Genomic DNA, 19384 nt, shown 5'->3' on the forward strand with positions numbered 1-19384 from the left:
CCTGTGGCGGACAGTCAATCCGCAAAAATTATTCGCTGCGATGCGCACGCGGATGGCTCAAGGCCTGATCAATCCAGGCCAGCACATCGGCGATCACTTCGCCGCGGTTGGTTTCGTTGAACAATTCGTGCCGGGCCTGCGCATAGATCTTCAGTTGCAGGTGCTGGCTGCCGGCCGCGCGCAAGGCGTTGGCCAGATCTGTCAGACGCTTGCCCTCACTCACCGGATCACATTCGCCGCCGATGACCAGCAGCGGCAGGCCCGGATCGATCTGGGCGAGATTGGACGCTTTGCTGATCTGCTGCAAGCCGCCGAGCAGGTCGATCCATAATTGATTGGTGCAGCGAAACCCGCACAACGGGTCGCTGATGTAGCGATCGACTTCGGCCGGGTCACGGCTGAGCCAGTCGAAGGGTGTGCGCACGGGTTTGAATTTGTTATTGAACGAGCCGAACGACAGCCACTCGATCAATGCGCTGCGGCCCTTGCCGCCCTGACGCAGTTTTTCCAGGCGGGCGATCTGCCGCGCGGCGCGATAAAGAGCGACCGGCTGAAAATTCGAGCCGCTGAGAATCGCCCCGTGCAGGCTGGCGCTGTGGTGCAGCAGATAACCCTGGGCGAGGTAGCTGCCCATGCTGTGCCCGAGCAGAATGATCGGCACGCCGGGGTGTTGCTGGCCGATGTGTTGGTTGAGGCTGGCCAGATCGCCGAGCATTTTGCACCAGCCGTCAGCATCGGCGTAATGACCGAGCGTGCCGTGGTGCGCGGTTCGGCCATGGCCACGCAAGTCCGGTGCGTATACGCCATAACCTTTGTCGCAAAAGGTTTCGGCGATCCGTGCGTAGCGGCCGCTATGCTCCGCCATGCCATGGGCCACCAGAATCAGCGCGTTCAACGGCCCCGCGGGCAGCCATTGATTGACGAAGAGCCGGCTGCGGTCACTCGCGTCCAGCCAGAAGGTGTCGTGGATCATGGCGCTTCCTTTGCTCAGAGTCCGCACATTGTATAGCGCGTCTGATCAGCCCACGCCACGGCAGGAAGATTCACACGATCAATGACGGCTTTGCTCATATTTGCCTGAATGGCCATAGCTGCTAGTGTCCGTGAAGCTCCGCTTTTTCAGAAATGACAGAAGCGGCTCCCGGATCGGCTCAGGTAAAGAGGACAAGAACAATGCAACCTGATTTCTGGAACGACAAGCGCCCGGCCGGCGTACCGCTGGACATCGACATGACTGAATTCAAGTCGGTGATCGAAGTGTTCGAGCGTTCCTGCAAGAAATTCGCTGATCGCCCGGCGTTCAGCAACATGGGCATCACGCTGACCTACGCCGAGCTTGAACGCCAGAGTGCCGCGTTCGCCGGTTATCTGCAGGCGCATACCGATCTAGTGCCGGGCGATCGCATCGCGGTACAGATGCCCAACGTCCTGCATTATCCAATCGCCGTGTTCGGCGCCTTGCGCGCCGGGCTGATCGTGGTCAACACCAACCCGCTGTACACCGCGCGGGAGATGCGTCACCAGTTCAAGGATTCCGGCGCCCGTGCGCTGGTGTACCTGAACGTGTTCGGGCAGAAAGTCCAGGAAGTGCTGCCCGAGACCGACATTCAATACCTCATCGAAGCGAAGATGGGCGACCTGATGCCTGCCGCCAAAGGCTGGCTGGTCAACACCGTGGTCAGCAAAGTGAAGAAAATGGTCCCGGCCTATTCACTGCCACAGGCGATCTCTTTCAAAAGCGCATTGCGCATGGGCCGCGGCCTGGGGATCAAACCGCTTAACGTGACGCTCGACGATATCGCCGTGCTGCAATACACCGGCGGCACCACTGGCCTGGCCAAAGGCGCGATGCTGACCCATGGCAATCTGGTCGCGAACATGCAGCAAGTGCGCGCCTGTCTCGCGCAACTCGGCCCGGACGGCCAGCCGCTGTTGCGTGAAGGCCAGGAAGTGATGGTGGCGCCGCTGCCGCTGTACCACATCTATGCCTTTACCGCGAACTGCATGTGCATGATGGTCTCGGGCAACCACAACGTCCTGATCACCAACCCGCGGGACATTGCCGGGTTCATCAAGGAGCTGAAAAACTGGCGCTTCTCGGCGTTGCTGGGCTTGAACACCTTGTTCGTCGCGCTGATGGAGCACCCGGATTTCAAGACGCTGGATTTCTCCAGCCTGAAACTCACCAACTCCGGCGGCACCGCGCTGGTCAAGGCCACGGCCGAGCGCTGGGAGCAGGTCACCGGTTGCCGCATCACCGAAGGTTACGGCCTCACCGAAACCTCGCCGGTGGCTTGCACCAATCCTTACGGCGACCAGTCGCGCCTGGGCACGGTCGGCCTGCCGGTGCCCGGTACGCTGTTGAAAGTGATCAGTGACGACGGCGCCGAGCAGCCCTTGGGCGAGCGCGGCGAGCTGTGCATCAAGGGCCCGCAAATCATGAAGGGCTACTGGAACAAACCCGAAGCCACTGCTGAAGTGCTGGATGCCGAAGGCTGGTTCAAGTCCGGCGACATCGCCGTGATCGACCCCGATGGCTTTGTGCGCATCGTCGATCGCAAGAAAGACATGATCATCGTTTCCGGCTTCAACGTGTACCCGAACGAAATCGAAGACGTGGTCATGGCCCACCCGAAAGTCGCCAACTGCGCGGTAATCGGCGTGCCGGACGAGCGTTCGGGCGAGGCGGTGAAGCTGTTTGTGGTGGCGCGAGAAAGCGGCGTCAGCCTCGAAGAATTGAAGGCCTACTGCAAAGAGAATTTCACCGCGTACAAGGTGCCGAAACACATCGTCTTGCGTGAGTCATTGCCGATGACGCCTGTCGGCAAGATTCTGCGGCGGGAGTTGCGGGATATCGCATAGGCCTGAACCGTAGCGCGTCTGACATTCGCGAGCAGGCTCGCTCCCACAGGAATAGTTGGTATCTGTGGGAGCGAGCCTGCTCGCGAATCTCTCAATGCCTATGAAAACCGGGGCTTTTGCGAGGTTCTAGGATTTTTGCTCTAAAATGACTGCCAGATAGTCTTGAGTCATCAATATGACTGTAGGGGCCGCTTTTGGCTCTAGTCGACCCTCGGCAAAGCTGCTACTCTCGGCGCGCTTTGTGACTTCTCGGCCTGTGTAAAAGCCAGATTCACCAATACAAAACACACACCAATAATAATCGCATCAAATGCGGTGAAGAATTCGCGTTGCTGAGGAGTGGGCTTCCATGATCGAAGACTTTTGGAAGGATAAATACCCGGCTGGAATCGCTGCCGACATCAATCCGGACGAGTATCCGAACATTCAGGCAGTGTTGAAGCAATCCTGCCAGCGCTTCGCCAACAAACCGGCTTTCAGCAACCTCGGCAAGACGATCACCTACGGTGAACTGTACGAATTGTCCGGGGCGTTTGCCGCGTATCTGCAACAGCATACCGATTTGCAGCCCGGCGATCGAATTGCCGTGCAACTGCCCAACGTTCTGCAATACCCGGTCGCCGTCTTCGGGGCGATTCGCGCCGGGCTGATCGTGGTCAACACCAACCCGCTGTACACCGCGCGGGAAATGGAACACCAATTCAACGACTCCGGCGCAAAAGCGCTGGTGTGCCTGGCGAACATGGCGCACCTGGCTGAAGCCGTGGTGCCGAAAACCGGCGTCAAGCACGTCATCGTCACCGAAGTCGCCGACCTGTTGCCGCCGCTCAAGCGCCTGTTGATCAACAGCGTCATCAAGTACGTGAAGAAGATGGTGCCGGCCTACCACCTGCCCAAAGCCGTCAAGTTCAACGATGTGCTGAGCAAGGGCCACGGTCAGCCTGTGGCCGAAGCCAATCCGCACAGTGGCGATGTGGCGGTGCTGCAATACACCGGCGGCACCACCGGCGTGGCCAAGGGCGCGATGCTGACCCACCGCAATCTGGTCGCCAACATGCTGCAGTGCAAGGCGCTGATGGGTTCCAACCTCAATGAAGGTTGCGAGATCCTGATTACGCCGCTGCCGCTGTACCACATCTATGCGTTCACCTTTCATTGCATGGCGATGATGCTGATCGGCAACCACAACATCCTGATCAGCAACCCGCGCGACCTGCCGGCGATGGTCAAGGAACTGTCGAAGTGGAAGTTCAGCGGCTTTGTCGGCCTCAACACCTTGTTCGTGGCGCTGTGCAACAACGAAGCGTTCCGCAAGCTGGATTTCTCGGCACTGAAAGTCACCCTGTCCGGTGGCATGGCCCTGCAACTGGCTGCTGCCGAACGCTGGAAAGCGGTGACCGGCTGCGCCATCTGCGAAGGTTACGGCATGACCGAAACCAGCCCGGTGGCCACGGTCAACCCGATCCAGCACATCCAGATCGGCACCATCGGCATTCCCGTGCCATCGACCCTGTGCAAAGTCATCGACGATGCCGGTGTCGAGCAGCCGCTGGGTGAAATCGGCGAACTGTGCGTCAAGGGCCCGCAAGTGATGAAGGGTTACTGGCAGCGTCAGGAAGCCACCGATGAAATGCTCGACAGCGATGGCTGGCTGAAGACCGGCGACATCGCGCTGATCCAGCCGGACGGCTACATGCGCATCGTCGATCGCAAGAAAGACATGATTCTGGTCTCCGGTTTCAATGTCTACCCGAACGAACTGGAAGACGTGCTGGCAACCTTGCCGGGCGTGCTGCAATGCGCGGCCATCGGCGTGCCGGACGACAAATCGGGTGAAGCGATCAAGATTTTCATCGTTGCCAAACCGGGCGTGACCCTGACCAAAGAACAGGTCATGGACCACATGCGCGCCAACGTCACCGGCTACAAGGTGCCGCGTTCGGTGGAATTCCGCGATGCGCTGCCGACCACCAACGTCGGCAAGATCCTGCGCCGCGAGTTGCGTGATGAAGAGCTGAAGAAGATCAAGGCCAAGTCTGCCGCGTAAATAAAAAGCCCCGCAGATGCGGGGCTTTTTGTTGGTGCTGAGTGCGGCTTGGATGCTGGGGTGAAGCGGCCCCCTCACCCCAGCCCTCTCCCGAGGGAGAGGGAGCCGAGCGGGGGGCTTTTCAGAACCTTAGTTCGACTCGATATTTCAGGTCGGCGTACCTCGCCCTAACACTTCGGTCAGTCCCCTCTCCCTCTGGGAGAGGGTTAGGGTGAGGGCTATTGACGAAACGGCGCAAAATTCACATTGGTCCCCGCCGGACGCATGTCCTGCAGATACGAATCCTTGTCCGCACTCAGCTCCAGGCTCAACGCCGCCTTGCGCTTGCCTTCGTTGCGAATCACCAGCCCTTCGAGCTTCTCGCGCAGAAACACCGTCGGCACTTTCAGGTGCAGCAGTTCGTCGGTGGCCGGGGTGTGCATCAGCAGGTGAATCCACTCGTACTGACCGATCGCCAGGCGCGACACCGGCAGGTCGAACCACCAGATGTTGCGGTTGCGGTTCAGTTCAGCGAAGTGGCAGTTGTTGGTGCCAAGCACGGCGCCGCCCAGTTCCTTGTTGCGACGGGCGATGGCCTGCGTTTTATCGAGTTTCATAACATTCCTGCGGATCGGTGTCTGGCGCCCAGCGCCCATGGGTGAGCATTCTCAAGGCAATGCCGGCAAACATAAAGCGCAACCTGCGCACCGCGACGAAATCAGCGGCAAATAAATGAAACTTGCAGCGAAGCGCTCCAGTCAATCGTTACGTACTGACTTTCTTCCCTTTATGCATCACGGAGAAACACCATGAGTAGCACAGGCGATAAAGTAAAAGGCATGGCCAACGAAGCCGTCGGTAACGTCAAGCAAGGCGTCGGCAAAGCTACTGACAACGACAGGCTGCATGCGGAAGGCAAGATTCAGGAGAAAAAAGGCGAAGCCCAACAAGCGGTTGGCAACGCCAAGGACGCAGTGAAAAAAGGCGTCGACAAGGCTTAACCCAGCCTTGAACGAATCACACGAGCGGCCATCCAAGGATGGCCGTTTTTGTGTCAAGAACCTGCGGATGCCGACGAAGATCGCCAAACAGGCTAACGTGATGTAAAAAACGGCCCCTGAGTCGCCACGACTTCAACCTGTACTGCGGCGAAAGGAGACGCGAATGATTTTTCCGGACATGAAAGGTCTGCCCCTGCACCGGGTGATGGTGCGCACGGTCACTGAATTCGTCGACGACGAAATGTCGACCTATGCCTCGGCACTGGCCTACCAGATGCTGTTCTCGCTGTTCCCGTTCATTCTGTTCCTGATCGCGCTGATCGGTTTCCTGCACTTGCCGGATTTCTTTTCCTGGCTGCGCCTGCAGTCGGAACTGGTCCTGCCGCCGCAGGCGCTCGAGCAGGTCAACCCGGTGATCGACCAGTTGCAGCAATCCAAGGGCGGCCTGCTTTCGATCGGTATCGTCATCGCGCTGTACACGGCCTCGGCCGGCGTGCGCCTGATGATGAGCGCGATGAACGCAGCGTACGACGTGGTCGAGGGCCGACCGATCTGGAAGCGCTTCCCGCTGTCGATTGTCTACACCGTGGGCATTGCCGGCATGTTGCTGGTCGCGGCTGCGCTGATGGTGCTTGGGCCGCAGGTGATGGGCTGGATCGCCGCGCAAGTGGGGCTTGAAGACTTCATTGTTACCGTGTGGACGATCGCGCGCTGGCCGGTAATCGTGATTCTGATGATGATAGCCGTGGCCCTGATCTACTACGTCATGCCCGACGTCAAACAGGAATTCCGCTTCATCACCCCAGGTTCGGTGCTGGCCGTGGTGGTGTGGATCCTGGCGTCGTTGGGGTTCGCCTTCTACGTTAAAACCTTCGCCAACTACAACGCGATGTATGGCAGCATCGGGGCGATCATCGTGCTGTTGCTGTATTTCTATATTTCCGCCGCAGTACTGCTGCTCGGCGCGGAAATGAACGCGGTGATCGAACACATGTCCAGCGAAGGCAAGGACAAGGGCGAGAAAGCCCCCGACGAGCCCGACGAACATCCCAAACAACATGTCTCGGGCCTGGGCCGCGATCACTCGCTCAAGCCGGACACTGACGAAGTCTGACCATGATCCGTGAAATTCTCAAAATGGGCGACGAGCGTCTGCTGCGCATCGCCCCGCCGGTTCCGCCGGAGATGTTCAACAGCGCCGAACTGTGGCAACTGATCGACGACATGTTCCAGACCATGGAAAGCGTCGGCGGCGTCGGCCTGGCCGCGCCGCAGATTGGCGTCGATCTGCAACTGGTGATTTTTGGTTTCGAGCACAGCGAGCGCTATCCGGATGCTGAAGCGGTGCCGCAGACGATCCTGATCAATCCACTGATCACACCGTTGAATCCGTACACGGAAGAGGGCTTCGAAGGTTGTCTGTCCGTGCCCGGCTTGCGTGGTGCGGTGGATCGCTATCAGCAGATTCGTTATGAGGGTTTCGATCCGAAGGGCGAGCCGATTGTGCGCGTGGCCTCAGGCTTTCATGCGCGAGTGGTGCAGCATGAGTGCGACCATCTGATCGGCCGACTGTACCCGTCGCGCATTACCGATTTCAGCAAGTTCGGTTTTACCGAAGTGATGTTTCCGGATCTTGATCCCAGCGCTGACGACTGATCCAAACCCTGCATTATCCCCTGTGGGAGCGAGCCTGCTCGCGAAGCCGGTGCATCAGCCCACACATGCGGGACTGATAAACCGCTTTCGCGAGCAGGCTCGCTCCCACATTGGTTTCAATGCGAGCTCAAAGAATTCATTCCCATGGCAATCATCGGCTTGCTCCGCGCATACCGGCTCAAGCGTTCCGCCATCGCCTGCGGCAGTGCCGGGTCGAAGCTGAAGCCGCGCCGCTCATAGAATCCGCGCAAATCCGGATGACAGAACAGCCACACCGGCTCACTCACCGCTTGAGTGGCCGCCGTGATCAACTGCGCGGCAATCCCCTGTTCGCGGCACTGCGGATCGACGAACAACCCGGTCAACCAATACCCACCCGCCACCGGTCGCAGGCACAGCGCCGCGACGATGTCTCCACGCCGCGCCACCCACAGTTGCGCATCACGCACGGCTTTCATTGAGGACTGGTGGCTGCGGTAGAACTTGTTCATCAACGGCCAGAGCGACGCGTCGAGCAAGGTGTAATGGGTGTTGGGCATGGACAGGGCTGTTTTGGGCAAAGCGGCGATTATAAGAGAACGCGTGCCATCCGATAGCCCGGCGTGGAAGCCATCGCGAGCAGGCTCACTCCTACATTTGATCGTGTGAGCTGGCGGTACATGCCGTCATTCCTCCATTCAAACCTGCGCTGAACCGTTTCTTGTGCAAAAAGTGCCAGATACTGGCCGACTAGTGGCCTTGCGTACGGCAGCCGTCTGGCTATGCTTGACGTAACTAACTATGTCGACCGTCATGTCAAAACCCGACTGACTGGCATCGTTGGCCCGTGATTCATGCTGCCAGAGTGCGCAACCCAAGGCACCGACACTGAACCAACAAGGAGCGTCGCCTAAATGGAAGTTCTTCAATGCGTTAGGGCTGGCCCGCGTGCGGGCTATCAAGAGAAGGATGTCTTGATTAGAACGTCGCTGCACGGACGCTCCGATTGATCATCATTTATCACCTGACAACTTCCTCCTGTGGAGGAAGGCGTGTGCCTGTTCCACGGAACGTAGTGGTGGATCTTGAAAGACCTGAACTTTCATCAAATCAAAAGACCGCGCGGAAGGTGATACAACCATGTTCAACCTACATCACAAGGCTGACCTGCAGGAAATCGAGCGCTTCAGTTGCGCGCTGACCGAGACCAACGCCAAGTTGGCCGCGATCAGCCGCTCGATGGCCATGATCGAGTTCAGCCCTGACGGCATCGTCCTCGATGCCAATGACAACTTCTGCAAGACCATGGGCTACAGCGCCGATGAAGTGCGCGGCAAACACCATCGGATCTTTTGTGAAGAGAGTTACTACCGCAGCGAGGACTACGCCAGATTGTGGCGCGACCTGGCCCGCGGCGAACCGCTGAGCGGGACGTTTCTGCGTTTGAACAAGAGCGGCCGGGAGATCTGGCTCGAAGCCAGTTACATGCCGGTGTTCGGTCCCGACAAAGAAGTCAGAAGCGTGATCAAAGTTGCCGCGGACATCACCGCGCGCATCAACAAGGAACACGAAGAAGAGGCGATGCTGGCCGCGATCAGTCGTTCCATGGCGGTGATCGAGTTCACTCCTGAAGGCAATGTCATCGCCGCCAACGATAACTTTCTGCAGACCATGCAGTATTCGCTCAACGAAATCGTCGGCCAGCATCACAGCCTGTTCTGTCACCGCAGCGAATCCGAGTCGGCGCAATACAAGGCGTTCTGGGCGTCGCTCAATCGCGGCGAATATCACTCGCACCGCTTCGAGCGCAAGAACAAGTCCGGGCACATGGTTTATCTGGAGGCCTCGTACAACCCACTGTTCGATGCCAAGGGCCGCTTGTACAAAGTGGTCAAGTTCGCCAGCGATATCACCCGCCAGATGACCACCTTGCAGAGCGCCGCCGAATCGGCCCACAGCACGTCGGTACAAAACGACGCCTGCGCGCAAAAAGGCTCGCAGGTGGTGCAGCAGACAGTGCAGATCATTCAGGACATCTCCCGCGACCTCAACGAAGCCGCAGTCAGCATCGATGCGGTGAGCAAACAGTCGGACATCATCGGCACCATCGTCCAGACCATTCGCGGCATCGCCGACCAGACCAACCTGCTGGCGCTCAACGCCGCCATCGAAGCCGCGCGGGCCGGCGAGCATGGCCGTGGATTTGCGGTGGTTGCGGACGAAGTACGCAGCCTCGCGGCGCGGACCAGTCAGGCCACCCTGGAAATTGTCGACGTGGTGCGCAGGAATCACGACCTGTCACTGAGCGCAGTGTCGAGCATGCAATCGAGCCTGAGCCGTACCGGGCTGGGTGTGGAACTGGCGAATGAAGCGGGGGAGGTGATTCTGGAAATTCAGCAGGGCTCACGGCATGTGGTGGATGCGATCAGCCAGTTCAATGAGACGTTGCAACTTAACTAACTCGTTTTCAGCATCAGCAATGACCCATGTGGGAGCGAGCCTGCTCGCGAAAGGGCGTTTCAGCCAAGCATAAAGTGACTGATACAACGCCTTCGCGAGCAGGCTCGCTCCCACATTTGATTCAAGGTGATCTCAAAAAATCAAAGCGCAGCAAGAAACTTCTCCGCCGCTTTGTCGCTGTCCTTCACGTCGTTGTCTTTCTCGACCTGCGCCAGTTTCACCTTGTCCTGCAAGCGCTCGGCGATCTCTTTACCGATGGCCAGTTGTTTCTCTGGCGGCATGGCTTTGATGTCGTCTTCGGTCAGGCCCATCTCCTGCAGGATGCTGTCGCGCAGGCGCTGTTCCGGCGTTTTGCTCATGTAGTCCTTGAATTCGTCGGTGGCGGTTTTCGCGGCGACGGTGGTGTCGGTCGATTGCAGGCCGACGCGAGTCTTGGCGAACGCCTCGTCGACGTTGTCACTGATGCGTGTGGCTTCGCTGACCTGTTGAGTAGCGATCTGCGTTGCCGATTCCTGCACCCTGGCGGTGGCTTCGGCGGTTTGCGCCTGGGTCTGGTTCTGCAGGGTTTGCAGCATGGCGCCGTGCAGGCCACCTTGCAGACCGGCCGCAGCGGTAGACGTCGCGTCGTCGTTCAACGCTTTCGGCAGGTGGGTGATTTGTTGTTGTTTGGCACTGATCAACATGATGGGTAGACCTGTGGGTGATGGCTGACCCGGGGTCAGGAGCAATTACCGTGCCTTGTACTAAAATCCTTTATTTTCAATCAGTTGAGGCAAGTCGCACGATGCGTAGCGGTCAGCCCTTGCCGACGGACGGCAACGGCTGACCGGTGCCGGTCAGCGATGGGCAATGTTTTCCAGCGCCAGATTACGCGTACGCGGACCAAAGCCACCGATGGTCAACATCACGATCAGCATGCTGCAAACAATGAACGCCAGCACGCCGGGCGTACCGAAGTTGTCGAGAAACAAGCCGATCAACAAGCTGCTGAACACCGTCGACAAACGGCTGAACGAATAACAGAAGCCGACCGCGCGGGCGCGGATGTTGGTCGGGAACAGTTCGCTCTGGTAGGAGTGATAACTGAAGCTCAGCCAGGCATTGCAGAAGGTGATCATCACCCCGCAGAAGATCAGCCCGACGGCGCTGGTCTGCAGGGCGAACAGGGTGCCGAAGGTCATCGCACCAAGGGCCGAGCCGACGATCTGCCATTTGTTTTCGAAGCGGTTGGCAAACTTGACGAACAACAACGGCCCGAGCGGGTAGGCGAGGGTGATGATGAAGGCGTACATCAGGCTGTGGGTGACGCTCACGCCTTGGCCTGAAAGCAGCGCCGGCAACCAGTTGCCGAAACCGAAGAAGCCGATCGCCTGAAAGATATGGAAGACGATCAGCATCAACGCGCGGCGGCGATACGGCGGTTGCCAGATGTCGGCGAAACGGCCCTTGCCTTCGACATCCACCGGCACCGCTTCGGGCGCGTCCAGCGCTTTGCCGTGATCTTTTGCGCAGCGCGCTTCGAGGCGGTCGAGAATCTGATTGGCCTCGTCGAAACGGCCATGCTGCGCCAGCCAGCGCGGCGATTCCGGCAGACGCTTGCGCAGCCACCAGATAAACAATGCAAACACCGCGCTCGCCAGTACCACCCACCGCCAGCCGGAAATACCGAACGGCGCCTGCGGCACCAGCCACCAGGACATCAACGCCACCGCCGGCACCGAGAGGAACTGCACGAAAAACGCAAAGGCAAACGCCGAGCTGCGCATGCGTTTGGGCACCAATTCCGACAAGTAGGCGTCGATGGTCACCAGTTCGATGCCCAGGCCGATGCCCACCAGAAAGCGCATGCCGATAATGCCCAGCGCCGAGGTCTGGATGCCCATTAACACCGTCGCCACCGTGTACCAGATCAGCGCGAAAGTGAAGATCGCCCGGCGGCCGAACCTGTCTGCCAACGGACTGAGCAGGCTGGCACCGAGGAACAGGCCAAGGAACGTCGCCGAGGCGAATGCTGCCTGATCGGAAAAACCGAACACGCCCTGATTACCGGTGGCAAACAGGCCGTCGCGGATCAGGCCCGGGCTGATGTAGGCGGTCTGGAACAGATCGTAGAGTTCGAAGAACCCTCCGATCGACAACAGCGCCACCAGCCGCCAGATCGTCGCCACGGCGGGAAGGCGATCGATGCGGGCGGAAATTTCGGCGGCGCGGACCGGGTCGATGCCGTCGCGGGGCGCGGCGGCGAAGGCGTGAGCAGTCATGGGCAGATCCATTTTTTATTTGATGGAAAAGCTTAGCCTGCTATCGGAGTTCACGGATTGTGAATATCCACGATTAACGATGCGTCACGACACTTTTCTTGCAATATTCACTTACGAATTAACGATTTATGCTGCTGCCGCGGAATCCGGCAAAGCTGACGCAGGCAAACCGAACACCCGGTCGAACAGCCAGTTGAACACGAAGGTGTAACACGGGATGAAGATGATCAGCGCCAGATCCAGCAGAAACGCCTGCACCAGGCTGATGTTCATCCACCATGCGATCAGCGGAATCAGGAACACGATCAGTGTCAGCTGAAAGCCGACGGCATGGGCGATGCGTCGTTTCACCGTGCGGGTGCGGGAAATCTGGCGACTCTCCCAGTGCTCGAACAGCGAGGTGTAGATGAAATTCCAGGTCACGGCGATGGTGGTGATGATCACCGCCAGTGGCCCGGTACTGCCCGGCGACGTGCCGGACAGGAGCGCCAGACCGAGGGCGGAGAAGGTCATGCCGATGACTTCGTAAAGCGATATGTAGACCAGTTTGCGTTTCACGCCTTGCATGGAGATTTGCCTCTATCTTGCGAATGACAGCCAGCGGGGCTGGCGTAGGCGACGAAAGATAGCTTCAATAGAGTTAACAGAAAAAGTCAGCTCTTTTCAGTTTTATTGATAGGTAGTCCGATTGAATTTCAACAGCGACAGCATCGAATTGTTTCTCGCAGTGATCGAGCGCGGCTCGTTTTCCTCTGCCGCACGGGCGTTGGGCAAAGTGCCTTCGGCGGTGAGCATGGGCATTGGCAATCTAGAAGCCGAGCTTGGCTATCTGCTGTTCGATCGCAGCCATCGTGAACCGCAACCGACCGCCATGGCCCTGTCTCTGGTGCCGCACGCACGGCTGATCGCCGAGCAGCTCAAGCAGTTACAGGTGCATGCGGTGGAGTTGTCGCTGGGGCTGGAAAGCAAGTTGTCGATTGGCGTGGTCGCCGACATTGACCGGCGCCGTTTGCTCGCGGCGGTCAAGGTGATTGTCGAGCGTTATCCGTTGCTCGACATCGAAGTACTGACGGCGCCGCAGGATGACGTACTGGCGATGCTGCACAGCGGTCGCGTCGGTCTGTGCCTGGCGTTTGCCGGGTTGCGCATGAACGTGCTGGAGCGCTTCCAGTTTGTCGGCAATGAACGGATGATCGCCACGCTGGCGGCGGACAGTCCGTTGTTGCAGGGGCGGGATGTGTTTCTTGAGGATTTGGTCCAGGTGCGGCAGATCATCGTCGCCAGCCGTGATTTGCCGATCAGCGAAACGCGACCCTTGGTGGCGCAATCGTATTGGCGCACCGACAGCCTGGAAGCGGCGATGGACATGGTTGAGGCGGGATTGGGCTGGGGCAATTTCCCGCTGTCGGTGGTGCAATCACGACTGGATGCGGGGCGCTTGCAGCGGCTGAATTTCCGCAACATCGAAAACGGCCTGGTGATGCCGGTGCACGCGGTGTGGCTCAAGAGCCAGCCGTTGCAGAAGGGCGCGTTGGCCTTGGTCGACCTGCTCAGCCATTAAAGTAACAGGGGCGTTACGCGTCGATCGTTCCCACGCTCCGCGTGGGAATGCAGCCCGGGACGCTCTGCGTCCCTCCCAGAGCCGAACGCGGAGCGTCCGTTGCGGCATTCTCAGGCAGAGCGCGGGAACGATCGGTCGTGATCGGTAAGGGGTTTATGTACTTTCGCGAACCTTCAGCTCAAAACCCATGTCCTCGACCGGGCGCGGCACTTTGTTGCCGGCCATCAGCGTCAGCATCTGCTCCGCCGCCCGTCGGCCGATCGCCTCGCGCGGGGTGTTGATGCTGCTCAGGCGCGGCACCATGTGCTCGGACATCGGCAGGTCATTGAAGCCAAGAATCGCCACCTGCTCGGGGATCTTGATGCCATTGCGCAACGCTTCGAGCAAGGCGCCCTGAGCGAGGTCGTCGTTGCCAAAGAAGATCGCATCGACATCCGGGTGCGCCGCCAGCAACTGCAGAAACAACTCGCCGCCCAAGCCCACCGATGAAGACCGCGGCGTCAGCACTTCCAGATCCGGGTCGTAGCGACCGGCCTTCTGCAAGGCCCGGCGAAAGCCCTCACCGCGCAGCAGGGTGCGCTGATCGAGTTGTGCGCCGATGTAGGCCAGGCGTTTGCGTCCGCGAGAGAGCAAATGTTCGGCGGCGGTTTCCCCGGCGCTCAGTTGCGAGAAACCCACGCAATTGAGCCCGGCGCTGCTGTCCAGCTCCATCATGTAAACACAGGGAATATTGCTCGCCTCGATCATCCGTCGCGAACTCTCGGTGCGATCGAAACCAGTCAGCAGAAACCCGCGCGGCTGGTAGGCCATGTAGTTGCGCAGCAGGTTTTCTTCTTCATCGCGTGAGTAGTGAAAGTTGCCGATCAGCACTTCGAAGCCCTTGGGCGTCAACACCCGATGAATGGCTTCCAGCGTGTCGATGAACAGCAGGTTGGACAGCGACGGTACCAGTACGACTACCGAATGACTCTGCGCCGAAGCCAGCGCACGGGCGGCGGGGTTGACCACGTAGTTGAGTTCGAGCGCGGCTTTCTGCACTTTTTCCACCAGTTCGGTGGCCACGGTGCTGACGCCGCGCAAGGCACGGGAGGCGGTAATCGGGCTGACGCCGGCCAGGCGGGCAACTTCATTAAGGGTAGGACGGCCGGTGGTGCGGGTATTTTTATCGTTCTTGGGGGAGGTCATCGGGCGGCTTGCCAAACAAAAATCAAGGCACTAAGGTAGCGCTGTCCTGATGCAGCTGCAAATGCGTGAGCGAGGTCCTGCCTGATCTTGGCTCTTTGGCGTTGGGAACGAACCTGCTGCAACCCAAAAAAACGACAAGAAGGCGTCGGCAACTTCTGCCTGTGCACTAGAGTCATAGCTAGCAAAGGTAGCGCTGTCTGCGCGCTGAGGTGTTATATGAGTCATCCCATCACCGCCCTGGTCATCATGGGCGTTGCCGGTTGCGGCAAGACGTGCGTCAGCGAGGCCCTGTGCCATTTGAGCGGCGCCACTGCCATTGAAGGCGATACTTTTCATCCGGCCGCGAACATCGAAAAGATGAGCGCGGGGATCCCCCTGAACGATGATGACCGTGCCGGCTGGCTCGACAGCCTGTGCGATGAACTGCGTCGCGTCGATGCGTCGGGCAAGCGCCCGGTGCTCACCTGCTCGGCCCTTAAACACAGTTATCGCGAACGCCTGCGCAGCGCCTTGCCGGGCCTGGGTTTCGTGTTTCTGGAACTGACCCCTGAAGTGGCCGCCGAACGTGTCTCGCACCGTCCGGGCCATTTCATGCCGGCCACGCTGATCGAAAGCCAGTTCGCCACCCTCGAATCGCCCAAGGGCGAGCCGCTGACCCTGGCGCTCAACGCCTCGGTACACAGCGTTGAAGAGCTGGCCCTGCAGGCTCACGTCTGGTGGCAGGCCCACGGTCTGAAACAGGCGGTATGAGTATGTTGAAAAAGACAGCGCTGTCCTCCCGACTTCTGTTCAACCCGCTTTAATAACAACAACAATCCAGGAGACACCCCCAATGTTCGGCATGTCCCACGAGACGTTCCTGCTGCTCGATGCAGTGGTCACGGTAATCGGTCTGATTATCCTGATCACCAAATTCAAGATTCACCCCTTTATTGCCCTGACCATTGCCGCCGCGTTCCTTGGCCTGACCTCGGGCATGCCGATCGGCACCATCATCAAAGCGTTCCAGGACGGCTTCGGTGGCGTGCTCGGTTTCGTCGGCATCATTCTGGCGCTGGGCACCATGCTCGGCAAAATGATGGCCGAATCGGGCGGGGCGGATCAGATTGCCCAGACCCTGATTCGCGCGTTCGGCAAGGACAAGGTCCAGTGGGCGATGATGTTTGCCGCGTTTCTGGTCGGCATCCCGCTGTTCTTCGAAATCGGCTTCGTACTGCTGATTCCGCTGGTGTTCATCGTGGCCCGTCGCACCGGTGTGTCGATCATCAAGATCGGTATCCCGCTGCTCGCCGGCCTGTCCGCTGTACACGGTCTGGTGCCACCGCACCCGGGCCCGCTGCTGGCCATCGGTGTGTTCGGCGCTGACATCGGCAAGACCATTCTCTACGGCCTGATCGTTGCACTGCCAACCGCAATCATCGCCGGTCCGATCTTCGGTACGTTCATCGCCAAGCACATTCCTGGTCACCCGAATCAGGAACTGGTCGATCAACTGGCCCGCGAAAACGATTCGACCGATCTGCCAAGCTTCGGCATCACCCTGGTCACCGTGCTGCTGCCGGTGTTCCTGATGCTGCTGAAAACCTTCGCTGACGTGGCGCTGCCGGACGGCAACTTCTTCCGCACCTGGATGGACATGATCGGTCACCCGATCTCGGCGCTGCTGCTGGCGTTGCTGCTGTCGCTGTACACCTTCGGCTACAAGCAGGGCATCGGTTCCAACCAGATGCTCAAATGGCTCGACGCGAGCCTGGCGCCAACCGCCGCGATCATTCTGATCATCGGTGCCGGCGGCGGCTTCAAGCAGATGCTGGTCACCAGCGGCGTGGGCGATGTGATCGGTCACATGGCGGTCAGCGCGCAGATCTCGCCGATCCTGCTGGCGTGGCTAGTGGCGGCGGTGATCCGTATCGCTACCGGTTCGGCGACTGTGGCGACCATCACTGGTGCCGGCATTGTCGTGCCGGTGGTGGGGATGATTCCGGGCGTCAACCGGGAGCTGCTGGTACTTGCGACTGGCGCCGGTTCGCTGATCCTGTCGCACGTCAACGACGCCGGTTTCTGGCTGGTCAAGCAGTACTTCAACATGACCGTGGCCGAGACCTTCAAGACCTGGACCGCGATGGAAACCATCCTGTCGGTGGTCGGCCTGGGCTTTATCCTGCTGTTGTCGCTGTTCGTTTAAACCGCTTCTTGCAGGCACAAAAAAACCGCAGCGATGCGGTTTTTTTGTGCCCTGAGTGAACGGTTCACTGAAAGCCATTGTGGGAGCGAGCCAGCTCGCGAAGGCGTCGTGTCAGCTGCATCTATGCTGACTGACCCACCGCTTTCGCGAGCAGGCTCGCTCCCACAGGGGACAGGTGTCAGGCAGGGGATTTCGGATTGAAGCCATCCGCGCGAAACATCCCGCGAATCCCGCGCACGGCCTGGCGGATGCGGTCCTGGTTTTCGATCAGCGCGAAGCGCACGTGATCATCGCCATATTCGCCAAACCCCACTCCCGGCGAGACGCAGACCTTGGCCTCAGCGAGCAGTTTCTTGGCGAACTCCAGCGAGCCGAGATGCGCATACGCCTCGGGGATCTTCGCCCAGACGTACATCGAGGCTTTCGGATTCTCGACCATCCAGCCCAGCTCATGCAGGCCTTTGACCAGCACGTTGCGGCGCTGGCGATACTGCTCGGCAATGTCGCGCACGCACTGTTGATCGCCTTCCAGCGCAGCAATTGCCGCCACTTGCAGCGGGGTGAACGTGCCGTAATCGTGGTAGCTCTTGATTCGCGCCAGGGCGTTGACCAGTTCCGGGTTGCCGACCATGAAGCCAATGCGCCAGCCAGCCATGTTGTAGCTCTTGGACAGGGTGAAGAACTCCACGGCGATGTCCTTGGCACCCGGTACCTGCATGATCGACGGGGCTTTCCAGCCATCGTAGACGATGTCGGCGTAGGCCAGATCGTGGATCACCAGCACGTCGTACTGCTTGGCGAGGGCGATCACCCGTTCGAAGAAATCCAGTTCCACGCACTGCGCGGTCGGGTTCGACGGGAAGCCAAGGATCATCATTTTCGGCTTGGGAATCGAGCCGCGAATCGCCCGCTCCAGTTCGTCGAAGAAGTCCACGCCCGGCACCAGCGGCACCGAACGCACCTGGGCACCGGCAATCACCGCGCCGTAAATGTGAATCGGGTAGCTCGGGTTAGGCACCAGCACCGTGTCGCCCTGATCCAAAGTCGCCAGCATCAAATGCGCCAGGCCTTCCTTGGAACCGATGGTGACGATGGCTTCGCTTTCCGGGTCGATATCGACCTCGTAGCGTTGCTTGTACCAGTTGGAAATCGCCCGGCGCAGGCGCGGAATGCCCCTGGAGGTCGAGTAACCGTGGGTGTCTTCGCGTTGGGCGACTTGTACGAGTTTTTCGACAATGTGCGGCGGCGTGGCGCCGTCGGGGTTGCCCATACTCAAGTCGATGATGTCTTCACCACGACGCCTGGCAGCCATCTTCAGCTCGGCGGTGATGTTGAAAACGTACGGGGGGAGTCGATCGATGCGCGCAAAGCGGCGCGGCGAACCTTGTTCGGCCATTGTTGCCTCGGATAACGTAAGCGCCCGGAACCGTCCGAGCGACGCTGGTCACTGCGGTGACCTGTGGCGGAAGATAAGGGCGCTGATGGCATACTGTCCAGCCTGTTTGTAAACATTTTTTTCCGAAGGAAATCGGTCAATGGAATTCACCAGCGGCTTCTTGCTGAGCCTTTCGCTGTGCCTGGACATCGGCGTGGCCAATATCGCAATGATCACCTTGGCCATGCAGCGCGGTTATTTTCAGGGCTTTGCGCTGGGCTTGGGCACCTGCGTTGGTGATTTGATTTACGCGGTGCTGGCGCTGGCCGGGATGACCGTGTTGTTGCAATACGAAACCGTGCGCTGGGTGTTGTGGATCGGCGGTTCGGCGCTGCTGATCTACTTTGCAGCGAAGATGATTTACTCCGCTATTCACCATGAAGCGCAGTTGGCAACCAAGGCAGAAGTGGGGCAGAACTCCCATCGCAAGGAGTTCTTCCGGGGGATCTTTCTCGCCATGTCGTCGCCGAGCGCGATTCTCTGGTTTGCGGCGGTTGGCGGCACATTGATTGCGCGATCCGGTGGCGGTGGCGCGATCAGCTCGGCGCTGTTTCTCGGCGGTTTCCTGTGTGCCGGGCTGCTGTGGTCGGCCGGTCTGTGCTTCGCCGCCAGCCACGGTGGCAAGCTGCTGGGCGATAAGCTGTTGCGCTATTCCTACCTGGCATCGGCGGCGATCTTCTGCTATTTCGCGGTCTACGTGATTCTTTCCGGCTACAACGAGTTTGTCGGTTCAGGCGCCGCCGAGCAGTTGCACACGCTGTAAACGAGCGAAA

Annotated in this window: 17 protein-coding genes and 2 pseudogenes; 11 read left to right on the forward strand and 8 right to left on the reverse strand. The window is 59.3% G+C overall.

All coding sequences use genetic code 11. The annotated features are described in order from the left end of the window. Positions 1-28 precede the first annotated feature (28 nt). The gene (locus ACGSLL_RS24090) at positions 29-973 is read right to left on the reverse strand and encodes an alpha/beta hydrolase (protein WP_394508207.1); all 945 of its coding nucleotides are present in this window, start codon (positions 971-973) and stop codon (positions 29-31) included. Positions 974-1173: 200 nt separating this feature from the next. Between ACGSLL_RS24090 and fadD2 the strand changes: the two genes are divergently transcribed. Then, positions 1174-2862 (forward strand): long-chain-fatty-acid--CoA ligase FadD2, encoded by a 1689-nt coding sequence (gene fadD2 / locus ACGSLL_RS24095; RefSeq protein WP_394508208.1) that lies wholly within the window; start codon positions 1174-1176, stop codon positions 2860-2862. 349 nt (positions 2863-3211) lie between these two features. Next, complete coding sequence (gene fadD1, locus ACGSLL_RS24100; RefSeq protein WP_090285522.1) at positions 3212-4909, forward strand: long-chain-fatty-acid--CoA ligase FadD1; 1698 nt, start codon at positions 3212-3214, stop codon at positions 4907-4909. A 218-nt stretch (positions 4910-5127) separates the two neighbouring features. On the opposite strand, the gene ACGSLL_RS24105 is transcribed toward fadD1, so the two are convergent. Next, on the reverse strand, positions 5128-5505 hold the full coding sequence (locus tag ACGSLL_RS24105; protein WP_007917843.1) for a hypothetical protein: 378 nt from the start codon (positions 5503-5505) through the stop codon (positions 5128-5130). A gap of 192 nt (positions 5506-5697) precedes the next feature. On the opposite strand from ACGSLL_RS24105, the gene ACGSLL_RS24110 reads away from it, so the two are divergent. From ACGSLL_RS24110 to def, 3 genes are all read left to right on the forward strand, one after another. Continuing rightward, positions 5698-5889 (forward strand): CsbD family protein, encoded by a 192-nt coding sequence (locus ACGSLL_RS24110; RefSeq protein WP_394508209.1) that lies wholly within the window; start codon positions 5698-5700, stop codon positions 5887-5889. Between the two features lie 163 nt (positions 5890-6052). Beyond that, a complete protein-coding gene (locus tag ACGSLL_RS24115) occupies positions 6053-7003 on the forward strand; it encodes a YihY/virulence factor BrkB family protein (protein WP_258448234.1) in 951 nt (316 codons plus the stop codon). 2 nt (positions 7004-7005) lie between these two features. Then, on the forward strand, positions 7006-7545 hold the full coding sequence (def, locus tag ACGSLL_RS24120; protein ID WP_394508210.1) for a peptide deformylase: 540 nt from the start codon (positions 7006-7008) through the stop codon (positions 7543-7545). Between the two features lie 116 nt (positions 7546-7661). On the opposite strand, the gene ACGSLL_RS24125 is transcribed toward def, so the two are convergent. Beyond that, positions 7662-8084 carry a GNAT family N-acetyltransferase gene (locus ACGSLL_RS24125; RefSeq protein WP_394508211.1) on the reverse strand — a complete coding sequence of 141 codons (423 nt, stop codon included), beginning with the start codon at positions 8082-8084 and terminating at the stop codon, positions 7662-7664. Between the two features lie 580 nt (positions 8085-8664). Between ACGSLL_RS24125 and ACGSLL_RS24130 the strand changes: the two are divergent. Together ACGSLL_RS24130 and ACGSLL_RS24135 are read left to right on the forward strand one after the other, a co-directional pair. Then, positions 8665-9435: pseudogene (locus tag ACGSLL_RS24130) on the forward strand (PAS domain-containing protein); the annotation flags it as partial. Positions 9436-9555: 120 nt separating this feature from the next. Beyond that, positions 9556-9984 (forward strand): annotated as a pseudogene (locus ACGSLL_RS24135) (methyl-accepting chemotaxis protein); the annotation flags it as partial. Between the two features lie 140 nt (positions 9985-10124). Here the strand turns inward: ACGSLL_RS24135 and ACGSLL_RS24140 are convergent. From ACGSLL_RS24140 to ACGSLL_RS24150, 3 genes are all read right to left on the reverse strand, one after another. Next, the gene (locus ACGSLL_RS24140; protein WP_394508212.1) at positions 10125-10667 is read right to left on the reverse strand and encodes a hypothetical protein; all 543 of its coding nucleotides are present in this window, start codon (positions 10665-10667) and stop codon (positions 10125-10127) included. Between the two features lie 153 nt (positions 10668-10820). Beyond that, entirely contained in the window at positions 10821-12245 is a 1425-nt protein-coding gene (locus tag ACGSLL_RS24145; protein WP_394508213.1) for an MFS transporter, read from the reverse strand. Between the two features lie 126 nt (positions 12246-12371). Continuing rightward, positions 12372-12812, reverse strand: coding sequence for a PACE efflux transporter (locus ACGSLL_RS24150; RefSeq protein WP_394508214.1), 441 nt, complete (start codon positions 12810-12812; stop codon positions 12372-12374). A gap of 121 nt (positions 12813-12933) precedes the next feature. Between ACGSLL_RS24150 and ACGSLL_RS24155 the strand changes: the two genes are divergently transcribed. Beyond that, the gene (locus tag ACGSLL_RS24155) at positions 12934-13806 is read left to right on the forward strand and encodes a LysR family transcriptional regulator (RefSeq protein ID WP_394508215.1); all 873 of its coding nucleotides are present in this window, start codon (positions 12934-12936) and stop codon (positions 13804-13806) included. A gap of 153 nt (positions 13807-13959) precedes the next feature. On the opposite strand, the gene gntR is transcribed toward ACGSLL_RS24155, so the two are convergent. After that, complete coding sequence (gene gntR / locus ACGSLL_RS24160; RefSeq protein WP_394508216.1) at positions 13960-14991, reverse strand: HTH-type transcriptional regulator GntR; 1032 nt, start codon at positions 14989-14991, stop codon at positions 13960-13962. Positions 14992-15207: 216 nt separating this feature from the next. On the opposite strand from gntR, the gene ACGSLL_RS24165 reads away from it, so the two are divergent. Together ACGSLL_RS24165 and ACGSLL_RS24170 are read left to right on the forward strand one after the other, a co-directional pair. After that, positions 15208-15741, forward strand: a complete 534-nt coding sequence (locus ACGSLL_RS24165) for a gluconokinase (protein ID WP_394508217.1) — start codon at positions 15208-15210, stop codon at positions 15739-15741. A gap of 82 nt (positions 15742-15823) precedes the next feature. Continuing rightward, positions 15824-17176, forward strand: coding sequence for a GntP family permease (locus ACGSLL_RS24170; protein WP_093099116.1), 1353 nt, complete (start codon positions 15824-15826; stop codon positions 17174-17176). A 178-nt stretch (positions 17177-17354) separates the two neighbouring features. Here the strand turns inward: ACGSLL_RS24170 and alaC are convergent, their stop codons facing one another. Next, positions 17355-18572, reverse strand: coding sequence for an alanine transaminase (alaC, locus tag ACGSLL_RS24175; RefSeq protein ID WP_394508218.1), 1218 nt, complete (start codon positions 18570-18572; stop codon positions 17355-17357). A gap of 139 nt (positions 18573-18711) precedes the next feature. Here alaC and ACGSLL_RS24180 point away from each other — a divergent pair, with 139 nt between their 5' ends. Beyond that, a complete protein-coding gene (locus tag ACGSLL_RS24180) occupies positions 18712-19374 on the forward strand; it encodes a LysE family translocator (RefSeq protein WP_394508219.1) in 663 nt (220 codons plus the stop codon). Positions 19375-19384: the final 10 nt, after the last annotated feature.

The sequence above is a fragment of the Pseudomonas retamae genome (genome assembly GCF_043496865.1).
Classification (GTDB): Bacteria; Pseudomonadota; Gammaproteobacteria; order Pseudomonadales; family Pseudomonadaceae; genus Aquipseudomonas; species Aquipseudomonas retamae.